We start from the raw sequence: 25,730 nt of genomic DNA, 5'->3' as shown, positions 1-25,730 counted from the left end.
CGAATCCTTTCGATTAATCGATCATACGTTTTTGAAACCAAAGTTCTGTCAGGTTGATACCGACATTCAGGCGGTACACCTGGTCTTTATAGTGAGTCCCTGCGAGATATCCTCTCCAGATAATGTCGCCACCCACATCCAATACACTTCCAAGGCCGGGCAGGGGGAGCCCAAAACCGGATGAAATCCCCCATTCATCCTGTTGGATACCAGAGTAGACCACATGGCTTAATCCACCCGAAAATCCGGCTTTGTAGCGGATCCGGTTGGTGAATCTGGCTCCCGGGCTGTTGTCAGGAATATAGGAAAACCCTGTTCTTAATGTCAAAACATCCTTTGAGGGGTTGGCCTCGTTGGCAGGAATGTCAATGGAGGAGGAAGAACTGAAAACAAGATCGCCAGCGATGGTTAACCGGTCATCTCTGGAATAGGCCATTCCAACCAGCAGAGTAAATGGAAGAGCTCCGGTGATATCGGTAACAGTTTGGGTGGTGTCACCAATCAGATCGGAATATTCATATTGAGTGCGGGTACCACTCAGACCAAAGGGAATCTGAATGCTGATGGCACCGGTCAGTTGTTCCTTTTCACCAATCCACTCCGGGCGCAGAAAAGTTGTGGCAGACAGAGTGATACCATAGCCGTACACTTTGTATGCATCGGACAGGTAGGAATTCGTTCCGGTCGAATACGCCACTGTGCGGTTTTTGCTGATGACACCAAAATAGTAGTCAGCCGAGGCACCGACCGACCAGGTCGCAGATAACCGGTAGCCGGCTCCTGCCCGAAGTGCGGAAAGTCCGCCAGAACCATAATAGGTGCTGATGACGGACCCATCGGGTGCATTCAGTGTCTGATTGATTTCATAATCGGAGCGTGAATAAGGAAGCAGCGAAAATCCGACAGACCAGTCGGCTTTGACCGGAAACACGAGCATGGTTCCCTGGTATCCGAATCCGCTGTAAAAGGCTTCTCCTGAGGTTCCTGACTGAGAAAACCCCTCCCAGTTGAAAGAGGAGATGATATGAGTCTTTCTGCTGAATACCCATTGTGAAGGATTCAGCGGATGAAACAATTCAGGATCACGGACTGCCAATCCTGCTCCGGCCAATCCGGAAAGATTATTCAACACCGGATGACTGAGTGTTCCCAGTCCGGATTTTCCGCTCAGGGGGCCTGAGGCATACAGGGATGGAACCAATAACAAACAGGCGAAGATGAAGAGGGTTTTCATTACGTTCATATTACCGCCGTGAGAAAACGAGTGAAAGTACGGGACGGGAGGATGTCACAGCAGGGTCAAGTGAAAACTCCATGTAATCGGTTGCAGAGGCTTCTGAACCGGGAATCAGATACAACCCGGGACCAGCGCCGCGCAGGCTCCAGTATTGCATGATGGTGGCAATGTTGAAGGACAGTTTCCGGTTGGAAGCAAGTCTGGTGGAATTGAGAGGACTGGTGGCTGACTGATCGGTCGGATTAATACTTGTGAGAGACACCAGAATCGAAGACCGGTATTGAGTGGTATCGGTTGTGATATCAGAAAAGACAAGTTTGCCGGAAAAGACCGTGGACTTTGTGGGAATAACCGAGGTATCGAAAGTCAGCTTGGCACGTTTACCAGACAGGGCATAAATTCCAAGTGAATTGGGATCAGAGAAAACCGGACCCGGGGTAAAGGATGATAATTGATTGGCCGATCCCAGCGTAAAGGTGACTGTGACCGTGTCGGTTTGCTGGTTGCCGGTACGGATAACAGTGCGGACTCGGACTTCTGGGTCATCGAGGTAACCAAAAAAGGACAGGTTGCTTGCAAACCCGAATAAGCCAATGGAACGGCCGTTTGAAGCCGGGCTGCTCAGCAGTAATCCCTTGGAATATTGATTCAGTAAAAGGGTGTCTGAGGTGTTCCCGAATAGTTTCAGCATGTTCTCCACCCAGGAACGGTTAGAGACCGTGACCGAAAACCGGGAGCGGAGAATACCGGCAAATGTGGTATCGGCCACCACCGGGCCTGCAGAAAGCTGGTCTTTCAGTTTCATGGATGAAAAAACCGGCAGGTTCTGTAATTCCTGGATCCGGAGTGTAAACGGACGGGTCGTGTCTCCCAGATTGATAGCAGAGGGGGTGAGGAACAGTTTTGCCTCCAGTACGGAAACAAGTGAATCGGGGACAAAACCGTTCTGACTTCCCTGAATCAGCCGGATGGCAGCCTGAGTGGTCAGATTTCCGGCGCGTGGATTATTGGTTTCGCCAATGGTCAGATATGATGCATTGGCGGTTACCGGATTGTAGTCTTCATAGGAAACAGAGAACCTGAATCCGCTGAGCGTGTCGGTCGAAATGGATTCCAGTTTCACCTGTTCGTCGGCAGAAATCAGATCGGAACCCAGAGTTGGGTTGTCATCTGAACAGGCCGTAAATACCAGGGTCGCCAGGGAGAGAATGGGGAAAATGCTAATTTTCATAAGCCTCTAATTTGTCGGTAAACCATCTTATTGCCTGTCCGGCATTGACAAAGACGTAGTCGGAGGGAGTTAGTTCAATTCGGGTGGACAGGGAACGTCCGTAACCAGTTTCAACCAGGGCACAACGCATTCCCATGGATCTTCCCGCCAGAATATCCATTTCTTTGTCACCGACCATCAGACTCGTTCCGAAATGAATGGGAAAGCGGCCAGCGGCTTCTTCGAACATGCCGGTGCCTGGTTTTCTGCAACGGCAGGAGCGGTCATAGGCAGATCCGTCTTTGAGGGGATAGTGGGGGCAGAAAAACCACGAATCGATGCGTGCGCCTTCCTTTCCGAGCAGGGAATCGATATGCTGATGGACTTTGTGAACATCCGCTTCGGAAAAGAGTCCCCGGGCCACTCCCGATTGATTCGATACAACAATAACCGGTACAGAAAGTTGATTGGCCTTACGAATCGATTCAACCACACCCGGTGTCAGTCTGACCTGCTCGGGTTTGTGAAGGAAATTCACTTCTTCAATCAAGGTGCCATCCCGGTCCAGAAAAATGGCCGGTTTCACTTTTCCTTCAACAATTTTTTATACAATGCCAGATAGTCGGCTGCCGTTTTTTCCCAGGAGAAATCGGCTGCCATGGCATTACGGACCAGGTGGTTCCATTTATCACGGTTGCCATAGGTTTCGAGTGCAAGAGAAACCGTTTCAATGAGGCTTTCCCGGGTCAGGGCAGCCATTTTGAAACCGGTAGCCGTTTTGACCGAAGATTGTTTCAGATCCACAATGCAATCATCGAGATTACCGGTCGGAAATACCACAGGAATGGTTCCGTAGCGCAGGGATGATAAATGACTGGCTGCACTGTTCTCGAATTTGGAAGGCATGAGATAGATATCGGCGCCTGCAAAAATCATGTGAGACACCTGATGGTCATGAGTAAACGTCACGCCCATGCGTCCGGGATAGCGGTTTTTCAGGGATTCGAGTACCTTTTGGTACTTTTCTTCCCCCTGTCCCATGAAAACCAGTTGAATGTCCTTAGCCAGAAGGTCGGGAATTACGTCGATCATCAGATCAATGCTCTTGTTATCGACCATTCTGGTGACGATTCCGACCACCGGAGTGGACTCGTTAAAGGGAAGTCCCAATTTCTCAACGATGGCCTTTTTGCATTCCAGTTTTCCCGACAGGTGATCAGCAGAGTAATTGGCAGGGATCAGCTTGTCCTTCTCAGGATCCCATACTTTGTAATCCAGACCGTTGGAAATGCCGGTATAGTGGTTGCTCAGTTTTTTAAAGTAGGGATGAAGACCATTGGAAACCTCGGGGGTTTCGGCTGTATCCCGTGCATACCGTTCACTGATGGTTGAAACGAAATCGGCCTGGGTAATGCCGCATTTCAGAAAATTCAGGCTTCCATTCTGAAGAATGACATCTTCGTTCTGGTGGTCGGGAGCAATATCAATCTCTGATGCACCCTGTGAAGCAAAAATACCCTGGTAGGCAGTGGTATGAACCGTAAACAAGGTTTTCATGGATGAGAAGAACTCATCCTGACGGTAATACTGTTTCAGATAGTAGGGGATCAGGCCGGTGTGCCAGTCATTGCAGTGAATGATGGTGGGTTGCCAGCCCAGACGTTTGAGCATTTCGAAGATGCTCTTTGCAAAAAAGGCAAAACGGACGTGGTTGTCTTCGTAATCCGATTGGGTTTTCGGGTTGGTGTACAGAGAATCTCGTTTGAAGAATTCTTCATTGTCAATGAAGTAGACCTGTACCCGGGTATCAGGAAGGACTCCGACCCGCACGTTGATCTTCCGCTCGGTCCCGTTCAGGGTCACGCTGATGTCCTTCAGACGGATCACTTCATGCAGGCGGCTTCTGCGTTCGCTGATAAATCCATACTTGGGCATGACCACCCGAATCTCGGTCCCGATGTTGAATAAGGACATGGGAAGGGCATTTGCAACATCGGCGAGACTTCCCGTTTTGGCAAACGGGCTCACCTCTGTGGAAACATAAAGAACACTTACAGGCTTAGCCATTGAACATCCGTCTGTCTAGAATACTGTGGTTTACCGGAACGAAAAAAATATTCGCAAAGGTACGGAAACCTATTTCTTTTTACAAATAAAGTCACTATGATTAAGATTTGTGAAAAACAGGTGATGACTGTGGATTGTCTGTTCTGCCGGATCGTGGCGGGTGAGATACCTGCCAAAAAGGTTTACGAGGATGATGAATTACTGGCTTTTCATGATATCGGACCGAAAGCACCGGTCCATGTTCTGATCATTCCCAAGGTGCACATCCGTTCATTGAATGAATCGACCGATGCCGATACCGTCCTTCTTGGAAAGCTGTTAAGGAAGGCCGCCAGCCTGGCCGAAGAGCTCCAGATTGCGGGTCCGGGGTACAGGGTGGCCATCAATACAAACGAAGATGGCGGACAGTCGGTGTTTCATCTGCACGCCCACCTGATGGGAAAGCGCAAATTTTTATGGCCTCCGGGCTGAACCGTTGTAATTTTCCCCGCCGGACCCTACTTTCGTTTCAATCAATCAGGAGAGATTCCATATCGGTTTGTTGTTAGCGGGCATCTGAAAACGTTATCCTAGTCATTATTTATTGCCTGAGAACGATTATGAATCACCTGATCTGGCTGCTGCTATTGATCCCTGCGCTGGGTAGTGCACAAACCAGTCTTTATTTCAGCCCTGACTCCCTTTTTAAGACAATCCGTGCCGGGCAAAAGTTCGTGGCGGTTGTTGCCTCCCCTTTCCTTCACCAGACCCCTTCGGGTGATCTTTTATATATCCATGAATCCCACCAGATTCAACCTGGCACTCAGTCCGGCTGGATCCGGATTGGCGGTGAATCAGATTCACGCAATCTGGCCATCAGCCGCCTGGGCGGAGGTCCCGGGATCACTGACCCCGGTGCTATCGGATTTTTCGACGGAAAAGATTTTTATCTGGCCACATCCTGCCAGACCGGAATCCGGCAGGACTTGCAGACATCGGGCTTACTGAAGCGTCAGCAGAACGTCAGTTATAACCCGGTTCTGGAGTCGGGGCGGTGGGTCACGGCCAGAATAACCGAAGAAGGGGTGTACCGGATTACCGGCAGTGACCTGAAAAAATGGGGATTTCCAACCGATTCCGACCTGAGAAACCTGAAAGTGTTCACCGTGTCTGGTTATCAGCCCGAAAAGCAAGGACTTGAAGAAATTCCCTTGCTGCTACGAGGAACCGAGCCTGAAGGTTTTCAGGAAAGCTCGGAGTACTTCTTTTACACCACCTCCGCTTCCGGAACCGTATGGAATACCTCACAGGGACGGATGACCTTTTATGATGATCAGTTAACCAGTCTTCACCAGGTGTTTATCACCATCGGAACCACACCCGGTCGCCGGATGCAAACGGGTACTGTACCCGGCACTCAACCGGCGCGTGAAGTAAGGGAAGGTTGGAAAACCGTTTTTATCAATCCGGATTCTGAAAACCTTCTCAACACGGGGCAGATCTGGATGGGAAGCCGGCTGGTGTCGAACTCAACACAGGCCTACACCCTTCGTCTGCCCGAATACAAGACGGGCACCACGCTGAATTTTCAAACCTCGGTTGTTTCACAGTATAAGAAAGAACAGGACGGGAAAATCACAGTAATGGAGTCGGGAAGACCGGTGATTACCAATCTGACCACCGGATCGGTTATCTCATTTACCGGTTACGGGGTTATCGCCACTTCGAAAACCTCCCCTGCCACCATTCCGGCCTTGTTACAGGATGACCGGGTGATGCTGGACTATCAATTTACCGCCACAGGGTCGGCCTCGGCATGGGTTGACTGGCTGACCATTGACTATCAGAAGTCATTAAGCCAGAACAAGGTTCAGACCGATTTTTACCTGAGACCCGCTAATCAGGAAACCTGGACGGTTTCTCTGTCCGGATTTCCCAATTCAAATATTGAAGTCCTTTCAATCGATGATCCCCTCAATCCGGTCCGGGTCAGTCCGGCGGTGGTTAATGGGGGTGAATTCAGTTTTAACTGGCTGGTGACTCCTTCGGCTCCAAACCGCTTCTGGGCATTCAACACCAGAGAGGGTTTCAGGGCAATCGATAAAACAGAGGTGTTTTCTCCCATCTCTCTTTCGCCAATCATCGACCAGAATCCCGATTATCTTATCATTACCATTCCGGCTTTCAAGGCCGAAGCCACCCGTTTGCTGAATCACCGGAAGTCGCAGGGATGGAACGGAGCGGTGGTTCTTGCCGGGGACATCTATTCTTATTACTCGGGCGGAAAGCCAAACCTGTATGCGATCAGGCAGTTTCTGGCCGATTGTTACACAGCCTCTGGCGGCGGTCTGAAAAACGTGTTGCTGTTTGGAGATACCTCCTTTGACTTCAAAAACCGGATGAAAAAGGAGACCACTTACAATCATCTACCGACCTTCCAGAGTCCGGAGTCGTTCAGTGAGGAAGAGAGTTATGCCACCGATGATGAGTATTCCTACCTTTTATCAGACGGACTGCACAAGATCGGAATCGGCCGTTTGCCCGTCCGGACGGTTAAAGAAGCCGACATCATTGTTTCTAAACTGATCCGATACGATACAGAATCAGAACCGGGTGACTGGCGTTCTCTGGTCAGTCTGGTTGCCGATGATGGCCTCACCACCTCGACGGATGATGAGGACCTGCATGTTTCAAATGCAGAAACAGTAGCGGCCCAGATTCCTGGTTACCTGACGCGAAACAAACTGTACATTGTGAACTTTCCGACCATTGTTACCAGTCAGGGGCGTCGTAAACCGGAAGCGGCTTCTGCATTGGTCCGTCTGTTCAATTCAGGGTCGGCGGTGGTGAATTATTCGGGTCACGGGAATACCAGGGTCTGGACCCATGAACGTGTTCTGGAAATTGCGGAATTTTTACCTCAGCTGACGAACCAGAACCGGTTGCCGTTTGTAATCACTGCCACTTGCGATTTTGGAAAATTTGATGATCCTGACCTGCAGAGCGCAGCCGAGCAGCTGGTGACCTGGACCCCATCTGGTGCGGTGGGATTGTTCACGACCACCCGGGTGGTCTTTACCAACAAGGTTATCGGCGGATCGAACAATCTGGCTCTGAACTACCATTTGTTCAGAACCATGTACAAACGGAAACCGGATGGCAGAAATCCGAGTCTGGGAGAGATCTACACAGAAACAAAAAACATCTTCGCACAACGCAGTTCCTCTTCCTCGCCATATATCTTTTCACCAAACGTGAAAAAGTTCAGTCTTCTGGCCGACCCGGCCATGCAACTGATTTTGCCGGAACGTAATGGACTGATTACGAAAAATGGCAGTGTTCTCCGGGAAATTGATCCGATGGTGGTGGAAACCGGAAACCAGTTCACTCTGAATGGATATGTGGCTGCGGTGGATGGAACCAGAGATTCCGGGTTTACCGGTAAACTGGATGTCCGGATAAAAAGTGAACCGGTGCGTGTCAATATCACAGACTGGCAGGCGATTCCGGGTGCAATAAAATCCTATCAGATTGATGGTCCTGATTTGTTCAGAGGAACCTCAACGATTACCGGAGGTGATTTTTCGGTCACGTTTATGGTTCCAAGAGACGTGTTGCCCAATAATCTGCTGCCGGGCCGGATAAGCGGGTATCTGTACAGCGGGAATCAGACCGGAGTTCTCAAATCACCAGCCTTGTACTTCATATCTGGTACCGGTCACGGAATAGCTGACTCCACCGGTCCAACCATCCGGTTGTACGTGAACGATCCGACCTACCAACCAGGTCAGCCAGTGGCCCCGACCGGGTTTCTGATTGCGGATGTCACTGATGAATCGGGAATTAACATGACCGGATTGGGAATCGGGCATCAGCTGACGGGTGTTTTAAATGGAGATCAGGGAAATCCGATTGATCTGGGGCCCTATTACCGGTCTGCAGAAGATGATTACACCTCGGGTTCTATTCGTTTCCCGCTGGAAAGTCTGCCCGCCGGGCCGCATTCCATCGAAGTAACGGTGTGGGATTCTTTCAATAACTTTTCCCGGTCATCCACCAGGTTTACCATAACCGGGCAGACCAGTCTTGAACTGGGAGAGGTTATGCCGTATCCGAATCCGTTCAGCAGCGAAGTCAGGTTTTATGTGCCACACAACCTGAGCGATGTGTCCCTGCGCATGACAGCAAAAATTTATACCCTGAACGGATTGCTTGTCCGTACACTGGATCAGACCTTTGCAGGTTCCTCTGCATCGGCGTTTCTCGTATGGGATGGTCGGGATTCAGACACCGATGAAGTGGCGAACGGCCTTTATATGGTACGTCTGCAGGTAACCGATCTGACCGGTGGGGTTTCACGGCAATCGGTTCTGAAAATTTTAAAAAATAAATAAACGGAGATACCCATGTTGAAAAAAGTGGCTGTGTTTTTCAGCCTGATGACGGCTTTCAGTTTTCAATCCTTCGGACAGGCCGGAGTTACGGCCGTTCCTTTCCTGCAGATTGCACCAGACAGCCGTTCAAGTGGATTTGGTGAAGGGGGAGTGGCCATGTCGGGTCGGGATCCGAACACCATTTTCTGGAATCCGGCTGCCTTATACCGGGTGGAAGAAATCATGGTTGCCATCACCCATGCCAACTGGCTTCCGCAGCTGACCGGTGATTTGTTTTACGATTATCTGGCGGTCACCTATCCGCTCGGGGAAGACCTCGGAACCCTCGGAATGCACGTGACTTATCTGAATCTCGGTGAAAACGTACGGACCAGCGAGACCAATCAGGAACTGGGACGATTTTTCTCCTGGGAAGGTGCCGTTGGTATTTCCTATGGCTTTCCGATTAATGAGGATTGGAGTTTCGGAACCGGGGCTCGGTTTATTTATTCGCGCCTGTCGCCTGTCCCTACAGCAGGTGAGCGCGGAGAGGGGATTGCTTCGGGATTTGGAGTCGATCTGGCAACTGAGTGGCATCCAAAGAATCTGATGATCGATGCCATCGGAATGGATTTTTCCAACAAAGTAAGACTGGGAGTTTCTCTGAGTAACATCGGGCCTAAAATGACCTATATCGATGAAGATCAGGCCGATCCGCTTCCTACCAATTTCAGGGCAGGAGTTGCCTACCGGTGGTTTGATGATGAGTATTATTCACTTGAAACCTTTGCTGAATTTTCGAAACTGATGGTGGCCAAGAAAGATTCGGTAACCAGTTACCCGGTTTATCAGGCGGTTTACAAGGCCTGGTACAAGGATGGTGTTGGTGAAGAATTGAAGAAGGCGAATTACACCATTGGTGGTGAATTTGTTTATGATAAGTTTGTATTTCTGCGCATGGGTTATTTTCACGAAGATGAAAAATATGGTAACCGCAAATTCATGACCTATGGGGTGGGATTGGTTTATTCTTTCCTCAATTTTGATTTCAGTTATATTTCGGCGTTTGAAGAAGCACATCCGCTCGAAGGGACGGTACGGGTTTCACTTGGCTTGAATGTAGACAGGCTCTGATCAGGAACCGGAGAGACTCAGCAACGTGACCCGACTATTATTGACCCTGCTGCTGGCAACAGCGGCTGGGTTCTCCCAACTTTCTGCCCAATTACCCACCCGGATTCAGACGGACACTCCCAACGCGATCAGGGTGGTGGCCTTTATGGTGGAATTTCAGCCGGACAGCAATCCGTTAACCTTTGGTGACGGTACCTTTAATCTGGCAGCCAGAGATAGCGGCTTTCTGGGCTCCTGGCCGCATGATTCCAGTTTCTTTGCCAATCATCTGGTTTTCCTGAAAAACTGGTGGGAACGGGTCTCTCAAAACCGGCTTTCCATCCAGCCGCTTCTGGTTTCAGGAACCATCCGATTACCCAATCCCATGGCAACTTATTCGTCGGTCGGACAACCGGCTGATACCGGGTATGCCAGGCTGATAAGGGATTTTTCGAGGGCTGCCGCTGCACATCCCTCCGTTGCTGCATTGCCAGTCAGTTCCATTCCAACCCATTTCATTCTGTTTCATGCCGGACTCGGTCGTGATATCAACTGGATCCAGATTCTGGGCGGGGATCCCACGCCGGCTGATCTCTCTTCGATTTTCCTGGGGAAAAAGTGGTTTGACCGCGTTTACGGAACGGTTCCTGAGATTAAATCAGGCTTACCGCTTGATAACCTCAGTGTACTTCCGGAAACCCTCTCACGAACAGTGACTTCTTTCGGACAAACGGTTCTCATCAATTTTGGAATTAACGGATTGATGGTCGCCAATACCGGAAATTTTCTCGGATTGCCCGACCTGTATGATTCCAAAACCGGCCGCAGCCGTGCAGGTCGGTTTGGTCTGATGGATGGATACGGCTTTTTTAATTACAATGGCTTTTTACCCACCCCACCATCGGCCTGGGAGCTGTATCAGCTGGGTTGGGTGACCCCCCGGGTTTTTGATGTCTGGAATCTGCCTGCCCAACTCAACTTTTCGGATAGTGAACCCCAGCCGGTTTTTATTCATGCCGGAAACGGACGGTATTTTCTGGTGGAACGGCGACTTCGGTATTCAGCGGGTTCACAGCGGCAGGTGACAGTAACCACCACCGATCAGGGAACGGTGAATCAAAAGACCTATACATTCGATGCAAGCCGGTTTTATCCGTACAACCAAACCGATCTGAAAGGGGTTCTTACCGACATAGACAATCCTGAATGGGTAATTCCTTCGGGATACACGCTCAGGAATGGGGTTAATGATACCATCGATGGTGGTTTGCTTATCTGGAGGCTCGATGATTCCCGGCTCAGGGAATTGCTTGCTTCGGGAAAGGAGTCGGAGTTAAACACCGGATCAAAGCCCGTTTTAACTCTGATCGAAGCGGATGGCAGTGCGGATATCGGGGCCTCCTTTGGTGATTTTTCGGCAGGTTCAGGTTCTGAAACCGGCACTGTTTTCGACTACTGGTATGAAACCAATATCGCACCTCTTTTCACCGGTGAGTGGTCTGAACGCTCGACCCCTTCATCGGATTGGGATTTCAGAGACCCAACGGGACTGACCCTATCCGGGTTCAGGAGGGAAGGTCGGAATTTCCAGGTTCAGACCGCATGGGAAGATCCGGCCGGAATGATACCAACCGGATCCCGCTTCACCCGGTCCTTTTCGTTTTCACCGGTACAGTCTTTATGGATGGTTTCAGGAGCGGATTCCCTTTTTGCATTCCGCTCTGCAGACTCAGTCTTTGTTTTCAGGAACCGGTCATTGGTCAGTCAGGAACGGTTGACCGGCTCACCAGCCCTGTTCAAAACAGCTATTAAAACCGATACCCTGCTGGTAATGTTCAGTACAGGGGACCGGCTTTTTAAACAATGGCAGTTAACTGCCGGCGGTCTGGTTTCCAGTTCCATCGATCTTTCCACGCTGGTATCACCTGCTTTCAAATCAGAGCCGGAAATTGATGAGGCAGGTGCCGGCTGGGGTCTGATTTACCGGTCAGGGACGGAGTACCTGGGCGTTCGTATCGATCAGCGAACCGGGCAACCAGCAGTCACTTCCACCATGAATCTTGCTTCGGAACCGTCGGCAGTTCGCCGGAGTTTCTGGCTGCAATCAGGAAGTACCTGGATCCCCGTCCTTTTCTGGAAGGGAGCTAACGGAGAAAGCTGGATGCCACTTTCCACCGGTCGGACTCCTGTGAATACCCGGTTTACATCCATCCGGATCAGCGGGGACCGGACCTTGCTTATTGGGCAGGATACCGGGGGAAGGCTTTTTTCCGGAGGAATCAGCAGCCTGACCGACGGAGACTTTTTGCTAGTGGGTCAGATTCAGACAACCGATCCTGATCTGCTGTTTTCTGCCCCGGATGGCTGGTATTCAGTTTCGCATGAAGGAACTGCCCTATCAGTCTGGTACAATGAAATACTGCTCCCCGGGTTCCCGGTGGTACTTCGGGATTCCATTGACCAGGTCCTGGTTGCAGACAGTGTAAATGATCCCTTCCTGCTGGTTCGTGCCGGTGGGTCGGTGGTCAGGATTCCGTTTAATTCACCGGGACAGTTCAGATACACGTATCTGGATCCGAAAACGACATCCTCAGCCGGAAATGAAGTGTTTCCTGTTCGTCTGATCGGAGAACAAAGTGTGGAATTTCAGCGCTGGACCGGCCGTGTGGTTGCTTCGGGTGATCCACGCAGCCAACAGGCAGGCGTGATTTCCTTCAACAGGGCCCAGCAGGCAACCACTAACAGTGAACAGGCAGAATCCTACGCCTGGCCCAATCCGTCGACCGGTTCAGAAGTCAGATTCCGTTACCAGCTACCGTTTACGGGATCGGGAACGGTCACGATAACCGATCTGACGGGTGACCTTGTGAAGAAATTATCCTTTGAATCATCGGCCTTTGTGGAATCTGAAGTGGTCTGGAATTGTGCCGATTCACAACCGGGATTGTACCTGGCCCGGTTTCATGCCAGCGGTGGCGGAAAGTCGCACACCCGGATCATTAAAGTGGTTCTGAGCCGCTGATGAAAAAATTGTTTCTTCTCAGTCTTTTGTTCCTTGTCCCGGTTGTGGCGAAGACACAGGGATACTTTCCGCTGACTTACCGGCATCTTGAATGGAAGCAGTTCGAGTCTGCTCATGCCACCATTTTATATCATGAACCGTTGAGTGCCAAAGCCCGGCAAATGGCAGCCGTTTATGATTCGGTTTATCTGGCCATTTGTAAATTGTATGGTTACTATCCGTCCAGGCAGACGGTGATTCTTCGTGATACGGATGATTATTCGAACGGGGCTGCCTATTTCTACGATGACAAAATCGAAATATGGGCCACTTCACTCGATTTTCCTTTCCGGGGAAATCATCGTTGGCTGGAAGATGTGATTTCTCATGAACTGACCCACATTGTGCAGATACAGGCCAGCATGAAATGGTCGAAGAAATTTCCAGCCTGGTATCTTCAGATTTTTGGATATGAAAATGTCAGACGCCCCGACATTTTATACGGTTATCCGAATCAGTTGGTATCGGTCCCGATACTGAACATCATGGTTCCTGCCTGGTTGGCTGAGGGAACAGCCCAGTTCAACGTACCCGGGATGTATTATGATTTCTGGGACTCACACCGCGATATGATTCTGCGGGCACGAACAATTGACAGCACCCTGCTGACATGGTCCGGAATGATGAGCTTTAATAAAACCAGTCTGGATGGGGAAACGGTTTACAACCAGGGGTTTCATCTGACCTCCTGGCTTGCCACCCGGTACGGTTCGGGAGCCATGAAAAAGCTGAATGAGGAACTCGAGTCTATGACCGCCTGGTCCATCGGTTCTGCCATGGAAAAAGCGTATGGTAAACCCGGCGAGGAATTGTACGCAGAATGGGTTTCCGATTTAAGAAGGCATTATGAACGCCAGATTCAGCCGATAAAGGATGAAATCGATCATGGTCAGCCGGTGGTTGGTGACGGATTTTCCAATTGGGCAGATGATCTGGACCCGGAAACCGGTTTGTGGCTGATCAGGAGCAACCGCGGCACCGACTATCTCAGCACCGTTTCTGCGCTGGTGACCGATCAGGCTGGCGTGGTTCAGGAAGAAATACCTGCGGTAAAGGCCAACAGCCGCATGCGCTGGGTGACACATAAGGGAAACCGGGGTATTCTGTTTACGATGATCTCACCGCCCGACCGTTTTCAATCCAAATGGTCCGACTTGTATTGGTACGATGCAGGGAAGAAAGAGGTAATCCGTCTGACCACAGGTGCCCGGTTGTTTTCTCCGGTGTATGATGGCAATGGTGTGGTCTATGCGATCCGGAATGCCCATGCGAAAAAATCGATCATCCGCGTTGAGTTGCCCGATCTACTTACCGGGGAGTGCCTTTCCAATGACTCGCTGATCACCCTGATTGAAAACGCCGATGATTATGATTTTCACACGCTTGATTACAACCAGCAAAACGGATTGCTGACTGGTGATATCACCAGGCTTCATGGCAGAGAAGTCTATGTATTGAATCCTGTGAATCGGACAATGACGTTTGTAAACCGGCCAGGCGGTGATGACCGTGAACCCCGCTGGCTGGATCAGGACCGTTTGTTGCTGACCAGTGATCAGACCGGAATATTTAACTTATACGAGCACACCCTCAGCACCGGAAACCGCGTTCAGAGGACTCAGGTGATGGGAGGTGTTTTTCAGGGACTTCCGTTGAACGATTCCACCTGGGCTGCCAGTCTGTTTACCGGCACGGGATATAAAGTGCATCGTTTCAGACCCGGGTACCCCAAAGCGGTGCCTCACCGGGAGTTTCCGTTCAGCAACCATCCCGAATCAGCCGTAAAACCGGTTTTTCCTGCAGAAATAAATCTGGTTGAGGGATCAAAACCTGCGGTTTCCGCACAGAAGGATTACCGGCCTGCGATCGATAAGGCCCCTTTTGCCTTTTATCCGGTACTCAGGCTGGACTCTTATGCACAGCCAGCAGGAGAATACAGCGATCTGTTCAGCAGGTCCGACCTGAAGGGAATCGGAGAAAACCTTTCCAGAGATACGAAGATCGGAACCTACTTTTTCTCGGCTGACCGGCTGGACTGGATCCAACTGACCGGCGCAGCATTGGTTGCTCCCGGAACCGGAAAGGCATCTTATACTGAATTGGACCGGGATTTATATTTAGGGCTGTCGGTATCGGATCCGTTTCTGAAAAACCTCACTCCAATCCGGTGGGGTGTCGATATATACAATCTGTCGCGGGTGGCGGATGATGCCGTTACCATCCGGGAAGGATTGGATAGTGCCATAACCGATGCCATTTATAACCTGAGCCTGATTGATTTCTACGGGCAATTCCAAATTTCCCCGGTTCAATCGGTTACCCTGAAATATGGGTTGTCTTATTACAGCAGCAAAATCGATGGCTTTTTCTGGCAGCCGGTTGGCGCCCGCATTCCGGGATCCTCTCAGTATTATTTCAAGGGTAAGTCGGTGAGTCTGAATTGGCAGGCCAGTTTTATTAAACCAACCAGAGAACGGGAGATCAATCCGGTTGGAAGGGAATTCAGCATCACCGCGGCCATCGAGCAAAATGATCTGCTCGATGATTTCCGGGTGGAAGGCGGGGTGTTGCTGCCGGTTTATGACCGGTATCCGCTGAAACGGCTTACTTTCGGCTACAAGGAGTATCTGGAACTTCCCTTTAAATCCCAGACTCTGAATCTGTGGATCCGTGGAGCAGCCACATGGGCCCGGGGTGACGAAGGGTTCTTCTATAACTACGGCGGCGGACTGACCGGCATGCGGGGCTATCCGTTCTATTCGATCGGTGGCTATCAGTTTTATCAGGCGCAGGTGGCCTGGCGGTTTCCGTTGGTTCCATCCATCGATAAATATGTCGGATTCTGGTATTTCGACCGTCTGTTTGCAGGTGTTTTTTCCAATGCCGGGCAAGCCTGGACCGGGGATTACCCTGGCCGGGCCGGAATTCTGACCGATGCCGGCTGGGAACTCCGGCTGGAATCATCCGCATTTTACCTGATGCCCATCCGGTTATTCCTGAGCGGGGCCTATGGCTTTCAACCAATCAATATTCAGTTAAAAGATGGTTTCCGGACCGTTGATGGACGGGACTCCGTCCGGTTTGGTCGTGAGTGGTTATACTATTTTGGGATGCTATTCAATTTTGATCTTGGACTCGAAAAACGATGAAATTTCCAGTTTTATTTCTGCTTTTAATGAGTTTGGTTTCCAGCCTGACGGCGCAACCTCTCCGGTCGGATCAGGTCGCTCTGAACGGGGACCTTTTGCTTGACTCTGAACCGGCCCTGGAGACCCGGTTACAAGTACCCGATTTTCTTTATGATGAAACAAAGAAACCCTGGAAGGCTGCGCTGATGTCTGCAGTGGTTCCCGGTTCGGGTGAATGGTATGCCGAGGCGTATAAGTCGGCCATCGGATTTTTTGCTGCCGAGGTGGTTTTTGTGGTTGCAGCCTGGTACTATGAGTCTGAAGCTGTTTCTGAAACAAAGGCCTACCAGAAAATTGCCGATGATCCATCGACAGGCTGGAGTGCCAGAAAGTATGCTGACTATCTGATCTATGTGGCCGAAGTATCCTCTGCACAGGATGAACTGGCTCGCACGCAGGCGGCTTCATTAAAGAGCAGATTAAATCCCAATGACAATCAGTTGCCCGGAAACCGTGAATGGTGGGGAGAGCTTAACCGGCTTGAAGAAAAGATGAAATTTGAACACGGTGCCGGTGCCAGTTTTTCTCACAGCCTTCCGTCCTATGGTTCACAACAATATTACGAACTGATTGGAAAATACGATCAGTTTACTCCCGGCTGGTGGGATTTTGGCAATCAGACGCCGGGAAACTGGAATGCACCTCAGGATATCAGCCTGTTCAGAAACCTGGGAAGCACCACCCCTTCCTTCCAGCGCTATGCCGATTTGCGCGGGAAAGCCAATGACCTTCACAACCTTGCCAACGGATTTATTATTCTTACCCTGGCCAATCATGCGGTATCTGCGGTGAACGCCGCCATTCAGTCCCGTTTACATAACCGTGTTTATGGGCTATCTTTGAGGTCGGTTCCGGTTACACCCGATACCCGGGTGCCGGCTCTGACACTCACTTATTCTTTCTGACAACTCTGTGATTCTGACCTCTGACTGGCTGTGGGCTGGTATAGCCCTGGCTGTCTATCTGATTCTGACCGGATTGGAAATACTGCTAAACCGGTTCTTCCGGTTCAATCCGGTATTTGCCGGAGCTTTTAACTACTTCCTGGCCGGTGTCTTCGTCTTTTTTGTTCCCATCTTTTTTACCCACCGCATTCCGGTGGTGATACTTTGTCTGGTTATTGCTCTGATCAATCTGGCCGGACTGAAATGGTTCCGGCGATCTGATTGGTTTGATGGACGACGCGGACTTGGTCCGGTCTATCTGCCTGTCATTTCGGGGTTCCTGATCTGGTTTTACTTCAATTCCAATCCGGCTGTGTTTCAGGCAGCGATTCTTGCATTTACTGCCTCGGATCCACTGGCTACCCTGGTAGGTCAGTCCATGGGAAAAATCAGATCCTGGTTTACTCTGAACCGGAACAAGACCCTGGAAGGCATGATCACCATGATGGTCATGGGATATCTGGCTTTACTGCTTTGCGGCTTTGCCGGATTGTTTCCCGGATTGACCTATTTTGATTTGTTTCCGATCGCGCTTCTCGTCGCCTTTATTGCCTCTCTGGCAGAAATGATACTGTCTCAGGGTCTGGATAATATTTTTGTTCCGCTCGGAACGGCGTTTCTGCTGGATACCCTGATGCAGGAACCGCAACTGGTGATCTGGCTGTGGATGGTCCTCGGACTGATGGTGGTGGCCGGTGTGCTGTCCGTTCTGCTCCGGTTCCTGACGGCCGATGGCGCAGTGGCCATGATTCTGATGGGATTTTTCCTGCTTGGAATTGGCGGATGGGGATGGGTATTGCCCATGCTGGTCTTTTTCCTTTTATCAAGTCTTCTCAGCCTGGCCTCGCACCGGTTCAGACAGGAAGATCAGAATGATCCTTCGGTCAAATCGGGTGCCCGTGATCAGTTTCAGGTCTGGGCCAACGGCGGTATACCGCTTCTTCTGTTTTTCCTTGCCAATTATAACCTGTGGCCCTGGATTTATGTGGTGTATCTGGCAGCCATTGCAGCAGCAACGGCCGATACCTGGAGCACCGAAACCGGCCGATGGTTTTCCCGGAACCGGCCTCTGGATATTCTGACCCGTCAGCCGGTGCCCGCCGGTCAGAGCGGCGGCGTGACCCTGGCCGGACTTGCCGGAGGAGCAGCAGGATCGGCTGTTATTGCCGGACTGATTTTCTGGCAAACCGATTTTTACTTTGAAACACCGGTGATGCTGTTTTTTCTGATTCTGATCACTGGTTTTTCAGGCACACTCGTCGACAGCATTCTGGGATCCCGGTATCAGGCTGTCTTTTCCTGCACCATTTGCGGATCAGAAACCGAAGCAGATCAACACTGCAATGCCCCATCACGGGTGACCCGGGGGATTCATTGGCTGAACAACGACCATGTGAATCTTCTGAGCGTGTCCATTGTTTCAGTTCTGGCTATCCTGGCTTATAACCTGTTTATCCGACCATGGTGAAAACGGGCCGGTTCCTGCAGATGATCGGCCTGATCATCGCGTGCTGGTCCCCGGTTTTTTCTCAACCTTCCGGTGTACCCCTGCCGGTGCTCCAATCCAACGGAAGGTGGGTGGAATCGGAAGAAGCACTGCGTATTCAACTGCAAACCTATCCGGTTCATCCCGACCGGTCTGAATGGCTATGGACACTGGCCGGCCTGCGTTTGCAGCAAAACCGGTTAAAGGAAGCAGAACCGTTACTCACCGAACTGACCACCCTGGCAAATGAACCCATCCGGTCCAGAAGTTTTTATTGGCTGGCCAGATTGTATGCAGATTATGACGATCCGGCTAAAGCACTGGAATGTCTGACGATCAGTCTGAAAAGTGCCACCGCTTTTCCGGAACAAATACATGGTGAACTCCTTCACGCCTGGCTACTGACCCGGTTGGGTAATTGGGTAGAAGCTGGAAAAAACTTTACGGCCTTTTCAGAAAAGTATCCGCAATCGGAGTATTACACCTATTCCCTTGCTGCCACTGCCGATTGCTATTTCCAGACCGGACAGTATGAAAAGACCGTGGATCTGCTGCAACTGATTCTTCCGGTGATCAGTGAACCCGGATACCTGGAAAAATCCCGCTTACTGATTGCGGAATCCTATGCCCGAATGGAGAACTGGAAAGAGGCAATTATTGCCTTTGGTCAGTTTGAAAACGCCTATCCTCAGAACTGGCAGATTGACTACATCCGTTACCGGCTTGCATGGTGCCTTTGGATGGATAATCAGAAACCACAGGCATTGAGAAAAGCATCCGAGATCGGAACAAAATCGTGGTTGTACCCATACCGCCGTGTTCTGGAAGTTGAAGTCTGGAAATCGGCAGGTCAGATTGGTCAGATCAGTTCGGCCAGGTTACCGCTCATCCGGTATCTGCCCGATGTGTCGAGATACAACCTGAGCAACCGCTTATGGGCGTCGATGAAACAGGGAAACTGGCCTGCCTTCGGCAAGGATCTGGCTCTGGTAACGCAGGAACCTTCTCTGAACCTGCCGGTCGATTCACTCTATGCCTTGCTTGGTCAGGTGTACATGGAAACGGGCGAATATGAAAAAGCATCGGTGGCCTATCAGCAGGCAGCCGACCTGTCGGTTTCCCTGCAACGGAAAGGGTGGCCCGAATTATTGTTCAATGCGGCTTTTGCTTCCTGGGCCCATCGTGATTTTTATACCGCTGATGCCTGGTTCACCGACTTTGTTCTGCGATTCAGAGGACACCACCTCGAAAAGGATGCCTTTCTTTACTCACTTTTTTGCCGGATAGAAACAAACGATCCGGATACTGTTGAACAGCGGATTCTGCGTCTGAGGGACCGGTATCCCGATTATTATGATGATATTGATCTGATCCGCGTGGAAAACCTGTTTCAACTGGGCAGGGAAACCGACGGCTTGGAATTGATGCAGAAAAAGCTGCGGTATTCCCGATCCGATTCGGTCAGAAACCGTATTCTGTTCCGGTCTGCCATGATTACCCTGAAAGCAAACCGGCCCGACCTCGCACTCGGTTCCCTTCGGGTTCTTGAACGCTTCGCGCCAGATTACTTCCCCGACCTGGTAGCCTTGCTGCAGATTCAGGCTTCCTGGCAAAGCCGGTCGATGGCCTTTATTCCTGAGCAGATCAGGGATTACCGGGCACGTTTCGGTATGCGGGGTGATAACTGGCTGGTCCCGATGGAAACCCGGATTTCGGCGCTCAGGGGAGAATTGACAGTGAATCGGTTTACCACCAGCCTGATCAGGCTGACCAGCTGGCCTTCTGTGGCCTATTCACTGGCCACAGCCCGATCCCATTGGCCTGCCGATTCAATCAGTGCAGTGCTCCGGTCCCCTCAGGCCGGCTATCTCTTCCGGATGTTTGGTCCCCAGATGACAGCCTGGATGACCTTTTTTAACGAAATCCCGCCCGGATCGGCGGGTGATAATCAAGTCTGGATTGGTGCTGACCAGGCGGAAAACTGGCGTATACTGCTCGATCAGATGCGTACACAGTATGGATTTGACGTGACATTATGGGAACAACTCGGACTGAATAATGATCAATCTGACCTGCGTTTTCCGGTGGTTTTCAGGTTATTCATGATTGGCAACTGGCCTGTGTGGTCCTACGCAGCCGACAACCGTATGGTCTTTCCCTCCGATCTGATTCAGATCAGACAGGTGATCGATCCTGCCTCGCTGGCAGGATTGGATACCACCGGTCTGAGATGGCTGCTTTCCGAACCATTCAGGCATGAGTCTGAACGATTTGATTTTTATCAGCGTCTGGCTGCCGCAGCCAGACTGAAAGGGGATTGGTCCTTCTGGGAATTCTGGCAGACCGAGTCGGCTTCCTGGCCGGCCATTGCGAATCAGAAAGAAAACCTGCTGGCCGACCTGGCGCGTCATTATTTCGACCGGAAGGAACCAGCCACGTTCGAACACTTCTATGATCAGGTGAGGGATCAGCTTCCGGGATCGGTTACCAGAGAACTGGACAGTGAATTGTTCAAACGCCGGGCTGCCACCCTGAAACTGGCCGGCGTCGAAACGGAAGGGAAGCGTCTGCTGGAAGCCTGGCCACGCGATCAGCCTCTGGTGGATCTGGTTTTTCTGGAAACGGTAAAAGCCATGGTAAGGGAGAAAAAGAAGAGAGCGGCGACCCGTTACATCCAATCATACAGCCGGGATCATCCGGGTTCAGAAGCCGTCAGGGAGGCACGTAAACTTGTCAGGTAATCTGCTTGTTGTATTGTTGCTGCTTGTGGCAGCCACACCGATTCTGGCACAGTCACCTGCTGACAGTGTCCGGCTGTTCAAGGCGCCCGAGATTCCCAGTCCCACGCTTAAACTGCGCGAGCACCAGGCATTTACCATGAATTTTCAGCCGGAGGGTTTTTTCAGTCCGGCCATGGAAGTCTACGGTCCTTCCGATCAGGTTCCTGCCCTGTTTGCTCCTTTTGCTCCACCCGGTGAGGCTTATGCAGGGGTGGCCGGGTCCTTTCAGGGAGGATGGAGGACACTGGCGGGGATTTCCATGCCTTATGGAGATATTCATCTGGATATTCATGCCGGGGCGGGCGTTGAAACAGAAAAGGAAACAACCTTTCACGGGCAGCAGGGGTCGCTGGTAGTCGGGAACTCGCAAACCGGACTGATGAGCCGGTCTTCCGATTGGTTCTGGGTAGGAACCGCCGGCTGGTCCAACCGTGAAATCAAGCCTGGGAAATCCGGATTGTCACCCAACCAGTCCGAATGGACAGAGGCCCAGGTTTCGGTATTTTCAGATCCGCGTTCCGCCGGGGACCGGATTCAGCTCATGTTGGGGCTTTCTCAGTTATCCACAACAGGCAACTTTCAGGTTCCGGGTCAGATCAGAAGTCTGGCTGAATGGAAAAAAGATCTGTCTATTGGCTGGTGGAATTCCACGGCCGACCTGGTGGTTGACCATCCGCGAGGTAAAACAGGTTCTGTTTTTTCCGTTCTCACCGGACCGGAGTGGAGAGGGGAACAAACGAATCTGGGGCTTAGTGGCGGAGTGGTCTGGAATAAGGACCGTGAGGCTGGCTGGATCAGCCGTGCCGAGGCTGGCTGGCATGGACGGCAATGGCATACCACCCTGTTCTGGCAGTCACAGTCAGTATCGGATCCCTCCCGTCTGATCCATCAAAGCCGGTGGTGGTATCTGCCCGGTCCGGATTCAACCGGTTCATCCCTGATCAGAAATCAGATACGATTCACGGCAGAGTGGATCACGGGCCCCCGGTCCCTGTTGCGCCTGATTGGTACAGGATCTGAAAGACCACAGGTATTTGTGTCGGATCAACTGACTCTTCAGGTTCTTCCCTTGAAGAGTTATTCGGGGACGTTGGAATGGTTGTATCAGTATTCCGGACAGATCCGCATCACTCCTGGCCTTACCCTGCTGGCTCCCATTGGTCCGGTCCGGTCGGTACCATGGGAAGGCATGAGACAGCTCTTGCTGGCGGGCACCTGGCTTTCAGCGGATGGTGAAACCCGAGTCGGTCTGAGTGCCCGATATCACACTGCACGGGCCACGGATACCCGAAACCGGAAAAAAACAGGTGACCTGACCGAAATTTCCTTAAAAACCAATGATTTACGGCTGAAACCATTGAATTTATTTGCAGAATTTAGGATTATAATAGCTGAAGACGAAAAATCAGTCCCCGGTTTAAGTTTGGAGCCTTTTCAGATTACAGCCGGATTCCGGTATCAATTTTAAGGAACCACCCATGTTTCAGAAAACTCTGGTTCAGGAAATTTCGATACGGACCAACCTGTCCGATACCGAAATTGAACCCATCCTGAACGCATTCAGTGCGATAATAAAAACGGCCATTCTCAATCGTGAACCTGTCGAACTGCCTGGTTTGGGTACGTTTCATGTCCATCACCTGGCCAGTCTGAAGGAATTGGATCCCGAGACCGGAAAGCTGGTCATGTTTCCACCCAAGGATACACTTGAATTCACTCCCGCAGGATGAAAGGATAACCACGGATGGACGCCCAGAAACTTTTTGAACAACTCCAGGTTGACACCAAAAAAAATCCGAATGACATCGCCGTTGTTCTTGATTCCCTGATCACCCTGATCCTGGAAAAGGTACAGGCCGGAACACCGGTTGATTTTGGTGAACTCGGAACGTTTGTACAGTCGGAATATGGCAAACTCTCTTTTGAAGTGAATTCAGACTTTGCCCGCCTGGTTAACTATAAATACGAAACCATACAGCCGGTTCCCATCGATGAAAGTCTGGAAACCTATGCTGTAACAGCCGATTCAGCCGAAAGTGCTGCTGAGGTTTCCGAAGAAATCTCTTTTGATGATTCTGAGAGCCCGTTTACTGAAGTGCCTGCAGAGGAACCCATGGCGGAACCGGTTGCTGAACCTGTTTCAGAGCCAGTACCGCTACCTGTTGCCGAAGAACCCGAAACCATCGGGTTTGCAGAGGAATCGGTACCTGAACTTTCAGAACCGGAACCGGTTACGTGGGATGAACCAGCCGTTCAGGAAAGCGACCTTGCTGAACCGCTGCCCTCTGCTGTTATTCCAGAACCGGAGCCTTCTCTGTCACCTGAACCGTTCATGGCTCAGGAACCAGAGCCTGCATCTTTGCCCGAGCCCCCGGCTCCGTCTCTGGTGCATCAGGAAGTTCCTGCACCGGCTTCCATACCGGCAGCCGATACCGGAGGTCCGATTCGTCCTCCGGGATTCCAGGCTTCGGAACCGGTTTCAACACCTGAGCCTGCGGCACCAAAGGCCTTCCAGGCTCCTCCTGCAGCAACTGCAGAAGGCAACAAAAAAATTGATCCAACCGAGTATGTTCTGAGTCCGACCGAGCTCGGAAGCGAAATGGATCATAAAAAGCTTTGGGGGCTCATCGCACTTGGGATTCTCATATTGGTGGCCGCCATCTGGTATTTCATGAGTGGTGATACCGCCAAGAAAGAAGAATATCTGAAATCAGCCAGTGATTCGGTTACTGCCACTCAACCGGCCAAGGTCACCCCTCCTGTTACCTCTCAGGACCTGGCAACGGCTCCTGTAAATACAGCGCATGTCAAGGATCAGACAACAAAAACTGAACCTGTAAAACCAGCTGCAAAAACACCGGCAGAACCCGTAACAACCAAGCCGGCTCCTGCGCAGGAAACGAAAAAGCCTTCAAGCCAGCCGGTTAAGGAGACAAAACCAAAGGAACCTGCACCAGCCACCAAGACGGCTCAGGCCCCTGCTGAGAAACCTGCTCCGAAAAAACCCGCTGCAGAACCTGCCGGAACAACAGCCACACACGCGGGTTTCCAATCACCAATCGATCCGGCAAAGGGAGGTTTTTCGATTAACATCGGATCGTTCCCAACCCAGGCAGCTGCCGATAAATTACTGGGTCAATGGAAGGCTAAAGGATATGAGGGCATTGTTCAGGCGGCTGACGTGAACGGAAAACAGGTGTTCCGTGTCCGGTTAGGTCAGTTCACCTCGAGGGCGAAGGCGCTGGCAGGTCTTGAAGAACTGAAAGCCGACATTCCCGATGCATGGGTGGATCGGCTGAAATAAAGTCAGAAGTATTGACTATCCGGTAAAAAGCCGGGTGGAGTCAGCGAGACCGGGACCTCTGCAGACAGAAGACCGGCCGCCAGCTCTGCCCGGCTTTTGTCGTTGTAAACGGCAAAACAGGCACTTCCGCTTCCAGAAAGTGACACATATAGAGCGCCCGTGGACTGTAATTTAGATTTGAGCTGAGCAATTTCCGGCTTCAGTCTGGCAATCGGTTCGTCAAAATCATTCACGAACAAACCGGTATAGTTATCGATCGGTGGATGGTCATTTGCGATGTCAGTCAGGGAACGTTCATACCGGTCAAACGGCCTGACCTGCTGATAGGCCCATCCGGTTGGGACCTCGGTGGGCGGAAAGGCGGTTAAAATCCAACCGGGAATGGTAAAATTCAGCGGTTTAAGATGAATGCCCCGGTCTGAGGCGATCTGAGTCACCGGACTGAGGAAAAAATTGACATCAGAGCCCAGAAAGGCAGCAATGTGTCCAAGGGTATCATCACTCAGCTTTCCGGGCCACTGCCGTTGCGCAAAACGCAGAACCGTGGCTGCATCTGATGAACCTCCGCCCAGTCCGGCACCAAAAGGAATGGATTTGATCAGGTGGATATGAAAAGGGAAGGTGAATCCCAAAATGGATTCCACCCGTCTGACCGCCCGGACCACCAGATTCTGATCATCAACCGGCAGACGGGTGTCTGAACAACTGAAAGAAAAACCTGAGGCAGCGGTGAATTGCAGGCTATCATACCAATCAATATAGTGGAAGATGGATTCGATATTATGATAGCCATCCGGACGTTTATTAAGAATTCTCAGGCCCAGGTTGATTTTGGCCCAGGCACGAAGGGTTTGTGGGTGGTTCATATCTGCAAGTATACGCCACCGACAATAAACTGTCATCCGCCGGCAAAAGAAAGGTGCCCGGGCCAGGATGGATGAGATGGTTGCGTAAAGTGGCCCGAATCGGTTATTTTTAGTTTTTCCAG

The 25,730-nt window shown here is 51.1% G+C and carries 16 protein-coding genes; 11 read left to right on the top strand and 5 right to left on the bottom strand.

Annotation, left to right across the window (positions count from 1 at the left end; translation table 11 throughout):
• Nucleotides 1–13 precede the first annotated feature (13 nt).
• From HUU10_03155 to HUU10_03140, 4 genes are read right to left on the bottom strand one after another with little or no spacing between them, the layout of a single operon-like run.
• Nucleotides 14–1,243 (bottom strand): hypothetical protein, encoded by a 1,230-nt coding sequence (locus HUU10_03155; GenBank protein ID NUQ80586.1) that lies wholly within the window; start codon nucleotides 1,241–1,243, stop codon nucleotides 14–16.
• A 1-nt stretch (nucleotide 1,244) separates the two neighbouring features.
• Nucleotides 1,245–2,468 (bottom strand): hypothetical protein, encoded by a 1,224-nt coding sequence (locus HUU10_03150; protein ID NUQ80585.1) that lies wholly within the window; start codon nucleotides 2,466–2,468, stop codon nucleotides 1,245–1,247.
• Entirely contained in the window at nucleotides 2,458–3,033 is a 576-nt protein-coding gene (locus HUU10_03145; GenBank protein NUQ80584.1) for an HAD family hydrolase, read from the bottom strand. Before HUU10_03145 ends, HUU10_03150 begins: the two co-directional genes overlap by 11 nt.
• Nucleotides 3,030–4,514: a glycogen synthase gene (locus tag HUU10_03140; protein NUQ80583.1), complete on the bottom strand. Its 1,485-nt coding sequence runs from the start codon at nucleotides 4,512–4,514 to the stop codon at nucleotides 3,030–3,032. Before HUU10_03140 ends, HUU10_03145 begins: the two co-directional genes overlap by 4 nt.
• Nucleotides 4,515–4,643: 129 nt before the next feature.
• Between HUU10_03140 and HUU10_03135 the strand changes: the two genes are divergently transcribed.
• From HUU10_03135 to HUU10_03085, 11 genes are all read left to right on the top strand, one after another.
• Nucleotides 4,644–4,985, top strand: a complete 342-nt coding sequence (locus HUU10_03135) for a histidine triad nucleotide-binding protein (protein ID NUQ80582.1) — start codon at nucleotides 4,644–4,646, stop codon at nucleotides 4,983–4,985.
• Nucleotides 4,986–5,113: 128 nt separating this feature from the next.
• Nucleotides 5,114–8,887, top strand: coding sequence for a type IX secretion system sortase PorU (gene porU, locus HUU10_03130; protein ID NUQ80581.1), 3,774 nt, complete (start codon nucleotides 5,114–5,116; stop codon nucleotides 8,885–8,887).
• A 12-nt stretch (nucleotides 8,888–8,899) separates the two neighbouring features.
• Nucleotides 8,900–10,000 carry a PorV/PorQ family protein gene (locus HUU10_03125; protein ID NUQ80580.1) on the top strand — a complete coding sequence of 367 codons (1,101 nt, stop codon included), beginning with the start codon at nucleotides 8,900–8,902 and terminating at the stop codon, nucleotides 9,998–10,000.
• Between the two features lie 25 nt (nucleotides 10,001–10,025).
• Nucleotides 10,026–13,001 (top strand): hypothetical protein, encoded by a 2,976-nt coding sequence (locus HUU10_03120; protein ID NUQ80579.1) that lies wholly within the window; start codon nucleotides 10,026–10,028, stop codon nucleotides 12,999–13,001.
• Nucleotides 13,001–16,189: a hypothetical protein gene (locus HUU10_03115; protein ID NUQ80578.1), complete on the top strand. Its 3,189-nt coding sequence runs from the start codon at nucleotides 13,001–13,003 to the stop codon at nucleotides 16,187–16,189. The genes HUU10_03120 and HUU10_03115 overlap by 1 nt, the downstream gene beginning before the upstream one ends.
• Nucleotides 16,190–16,215: 26 nt before the next feature.
• Complete coding sequence (locus tag HUU10_03110; protein ID NUQ80577.1) at nucleotides 16,216–17,133, top strand: hypothetical protein; 918 nt, start codon at nucleotides 16,216–16,218, stop codon at nucleotides 17,131–17,133.
• A gap of 7 nt (nucleotides 17,134–17,140) precedes the next feature.
• Nucleotides 17,141–18,640, top strand: coding sequence for a DUF92 domain-containing protein (locus HUU10_03105; GenBank protein NUQ80576.1), 1,500 nt, complete (start codon nucleotides 17,141–17,143; stop codon nucleotides 18,638–18,640).
• Nucleotides 18,634–21,399 (top strand): tetratricopeptide repeat protein, encoded by a 2,766-nt coding sequence (locus tag HUU10_03100; protein NUQ80575.1) that lies wholly within the window; start codon nucleotides 18,634–18,636, stop codon nucleotides 21,397–21,399. Before HUU10_03105 ends, HUU10_03100 begins: the two co-directional genes overlap by 7 nt.
• On the top strand, nucleotides 21,389–22,906 hold the full coding sequence (locus HUU10_03095) for a hypothetical protein (protein ID NUQ80574.1): 1,518 nt from the start codon (nucleotides 21,389–21,391) through the stop codon (nucleotides 22,904–22,906). Before HUU10_03100 ends, HUU10_03095 begins: the two co-directional genes overlap by 11 nt.
• A gap of 10 nt (nucleotides 22,907–22,916) precedes the next feature.
• Entirely contained in the window at nucleotides 22,917–23,168 is a 252-nt protein-coding gene (locus tag HUU10_03090; GenBank protein ID NUQ80573.1) for an HU family DNA-binding protein, read from the top strand.
• Nucleotides 23,169–23,182: 14 nt separating this feature from the next.
• Nucleotides 23,183–24,742: an SPOR domain-containing protein gene (locus HUU10_03085; protein ID NUQ80572.1), complete on the top strand. Its 1,560-nt coding sequence runs from the start codon at nucleotides 23,183–23,185 to the stop codon at nucleotides 24,740–24,742.
• Between the two features lie 2 nt (nucleotides 24,743–24,744).
• Here the strand turns inward: HUU10_03085 and ispE are convergent, their stop codons facing one another.
• The gene (gene ispE / locus HUU10_03080; GenBank protein NUQ80571.1) at nucleotides 24,745–25,608 is read right to left on the bottom strand and encodes a 4-(cytidine 5'-diphospho)-2-C-methyl-D-erythritol kinase; all 864 of its coding nucleotides are present in this window, start codon (nucleotides 25,606–25,608) and stop codon (nucleotides 24,745–24,747) included.
• Nucleotides 25,609–25,730: the final 122 nt, after the last annotated feature.

It is taken from the genome of Bacteroidota bacterium (assembly GCA_013360915.1).
GTDB lineage: Bacteria > Bacteroidota > JABWAT01 > JABWAT01 > JABWAT01 > JABWAT01.
This window is presented reverse-complemented; position numbering and strand designations above follow the sequence as displayed.

Coding starts and splice junctions, on each gene's coding strand:
- HUU10_03155 (NUQ80586.1), bottom strand. CDS start 1,243: ATGAACGTAATGAAAACCCTCTTCATCTTCGCCTGTTTGTTATTGGTT.
- HUU10_03150 (NUQ80585.1), bottom strand. CDS start 2,468: ATGAAAATTAGCATTTTCCCCATTCTCTCCCTGGCGACCCTGGTATTT.
- HUU10_03140 (NUQ80583.1), bottom strand. CDS start 4,514: ATGGCTAAGCCTGTAAGTGTTCTTTATGTTTCCACAGAGGTGAGCCCG.
- porU (NUQ80581.1), top strand. CDS start 5,114: ATGAATCACCTGATCTGGCTGCTGCTATTGATCCCTGCGCTGGGTAGT.
- HUU10_03125 (NUQ80580.1), top strand. CDS start 8,900: ATGTTGAAAAAAGTGGCTGTGTTTTTCAGCCTGATGACGGCTTTCAGT.
- HUU10_03115 (NUQ80578.1), top strand. CDS start 13,001: ATGAAAAAATTGTTTCTTCTCAGTCTTTTGTTCCTTGTCCCGGTTGTG.
- HUU10_03110 (NUQ80577.1), top strand. CDS start 16,216: ATGAGTTTGGTTTCCAGCCTGACGGCGCAACCTCTCCGGTCGGATCAG.
- HUU10_03100 (NUQ80575.1), top strand. CDS start 18,634: ATGGTGAAAACGGGCCGGTTCCTGCAGATGATCGGCCTGATCATCGCG.
- HUU10_03090 (NUQ80573.1), top strand. CDS start 22,917: ATGTTTCAGAAAACTCTGGTTCAGGAAATTTCGATACGGACCAACCTG.
- HUU10_03085 (NUQ80572.1), top strand. CDS start 23,183: ATGGACGCCCAGAAACTTTTTGAACAACTCCAGGTTGACACCAAAAAA.
- ispE (NUQ80571.1), bottom strand. CDS start 25,608: ATGAACCACCCACAAACCCTTCGTGCCTGGGCCAAAATCAACCTGGGC.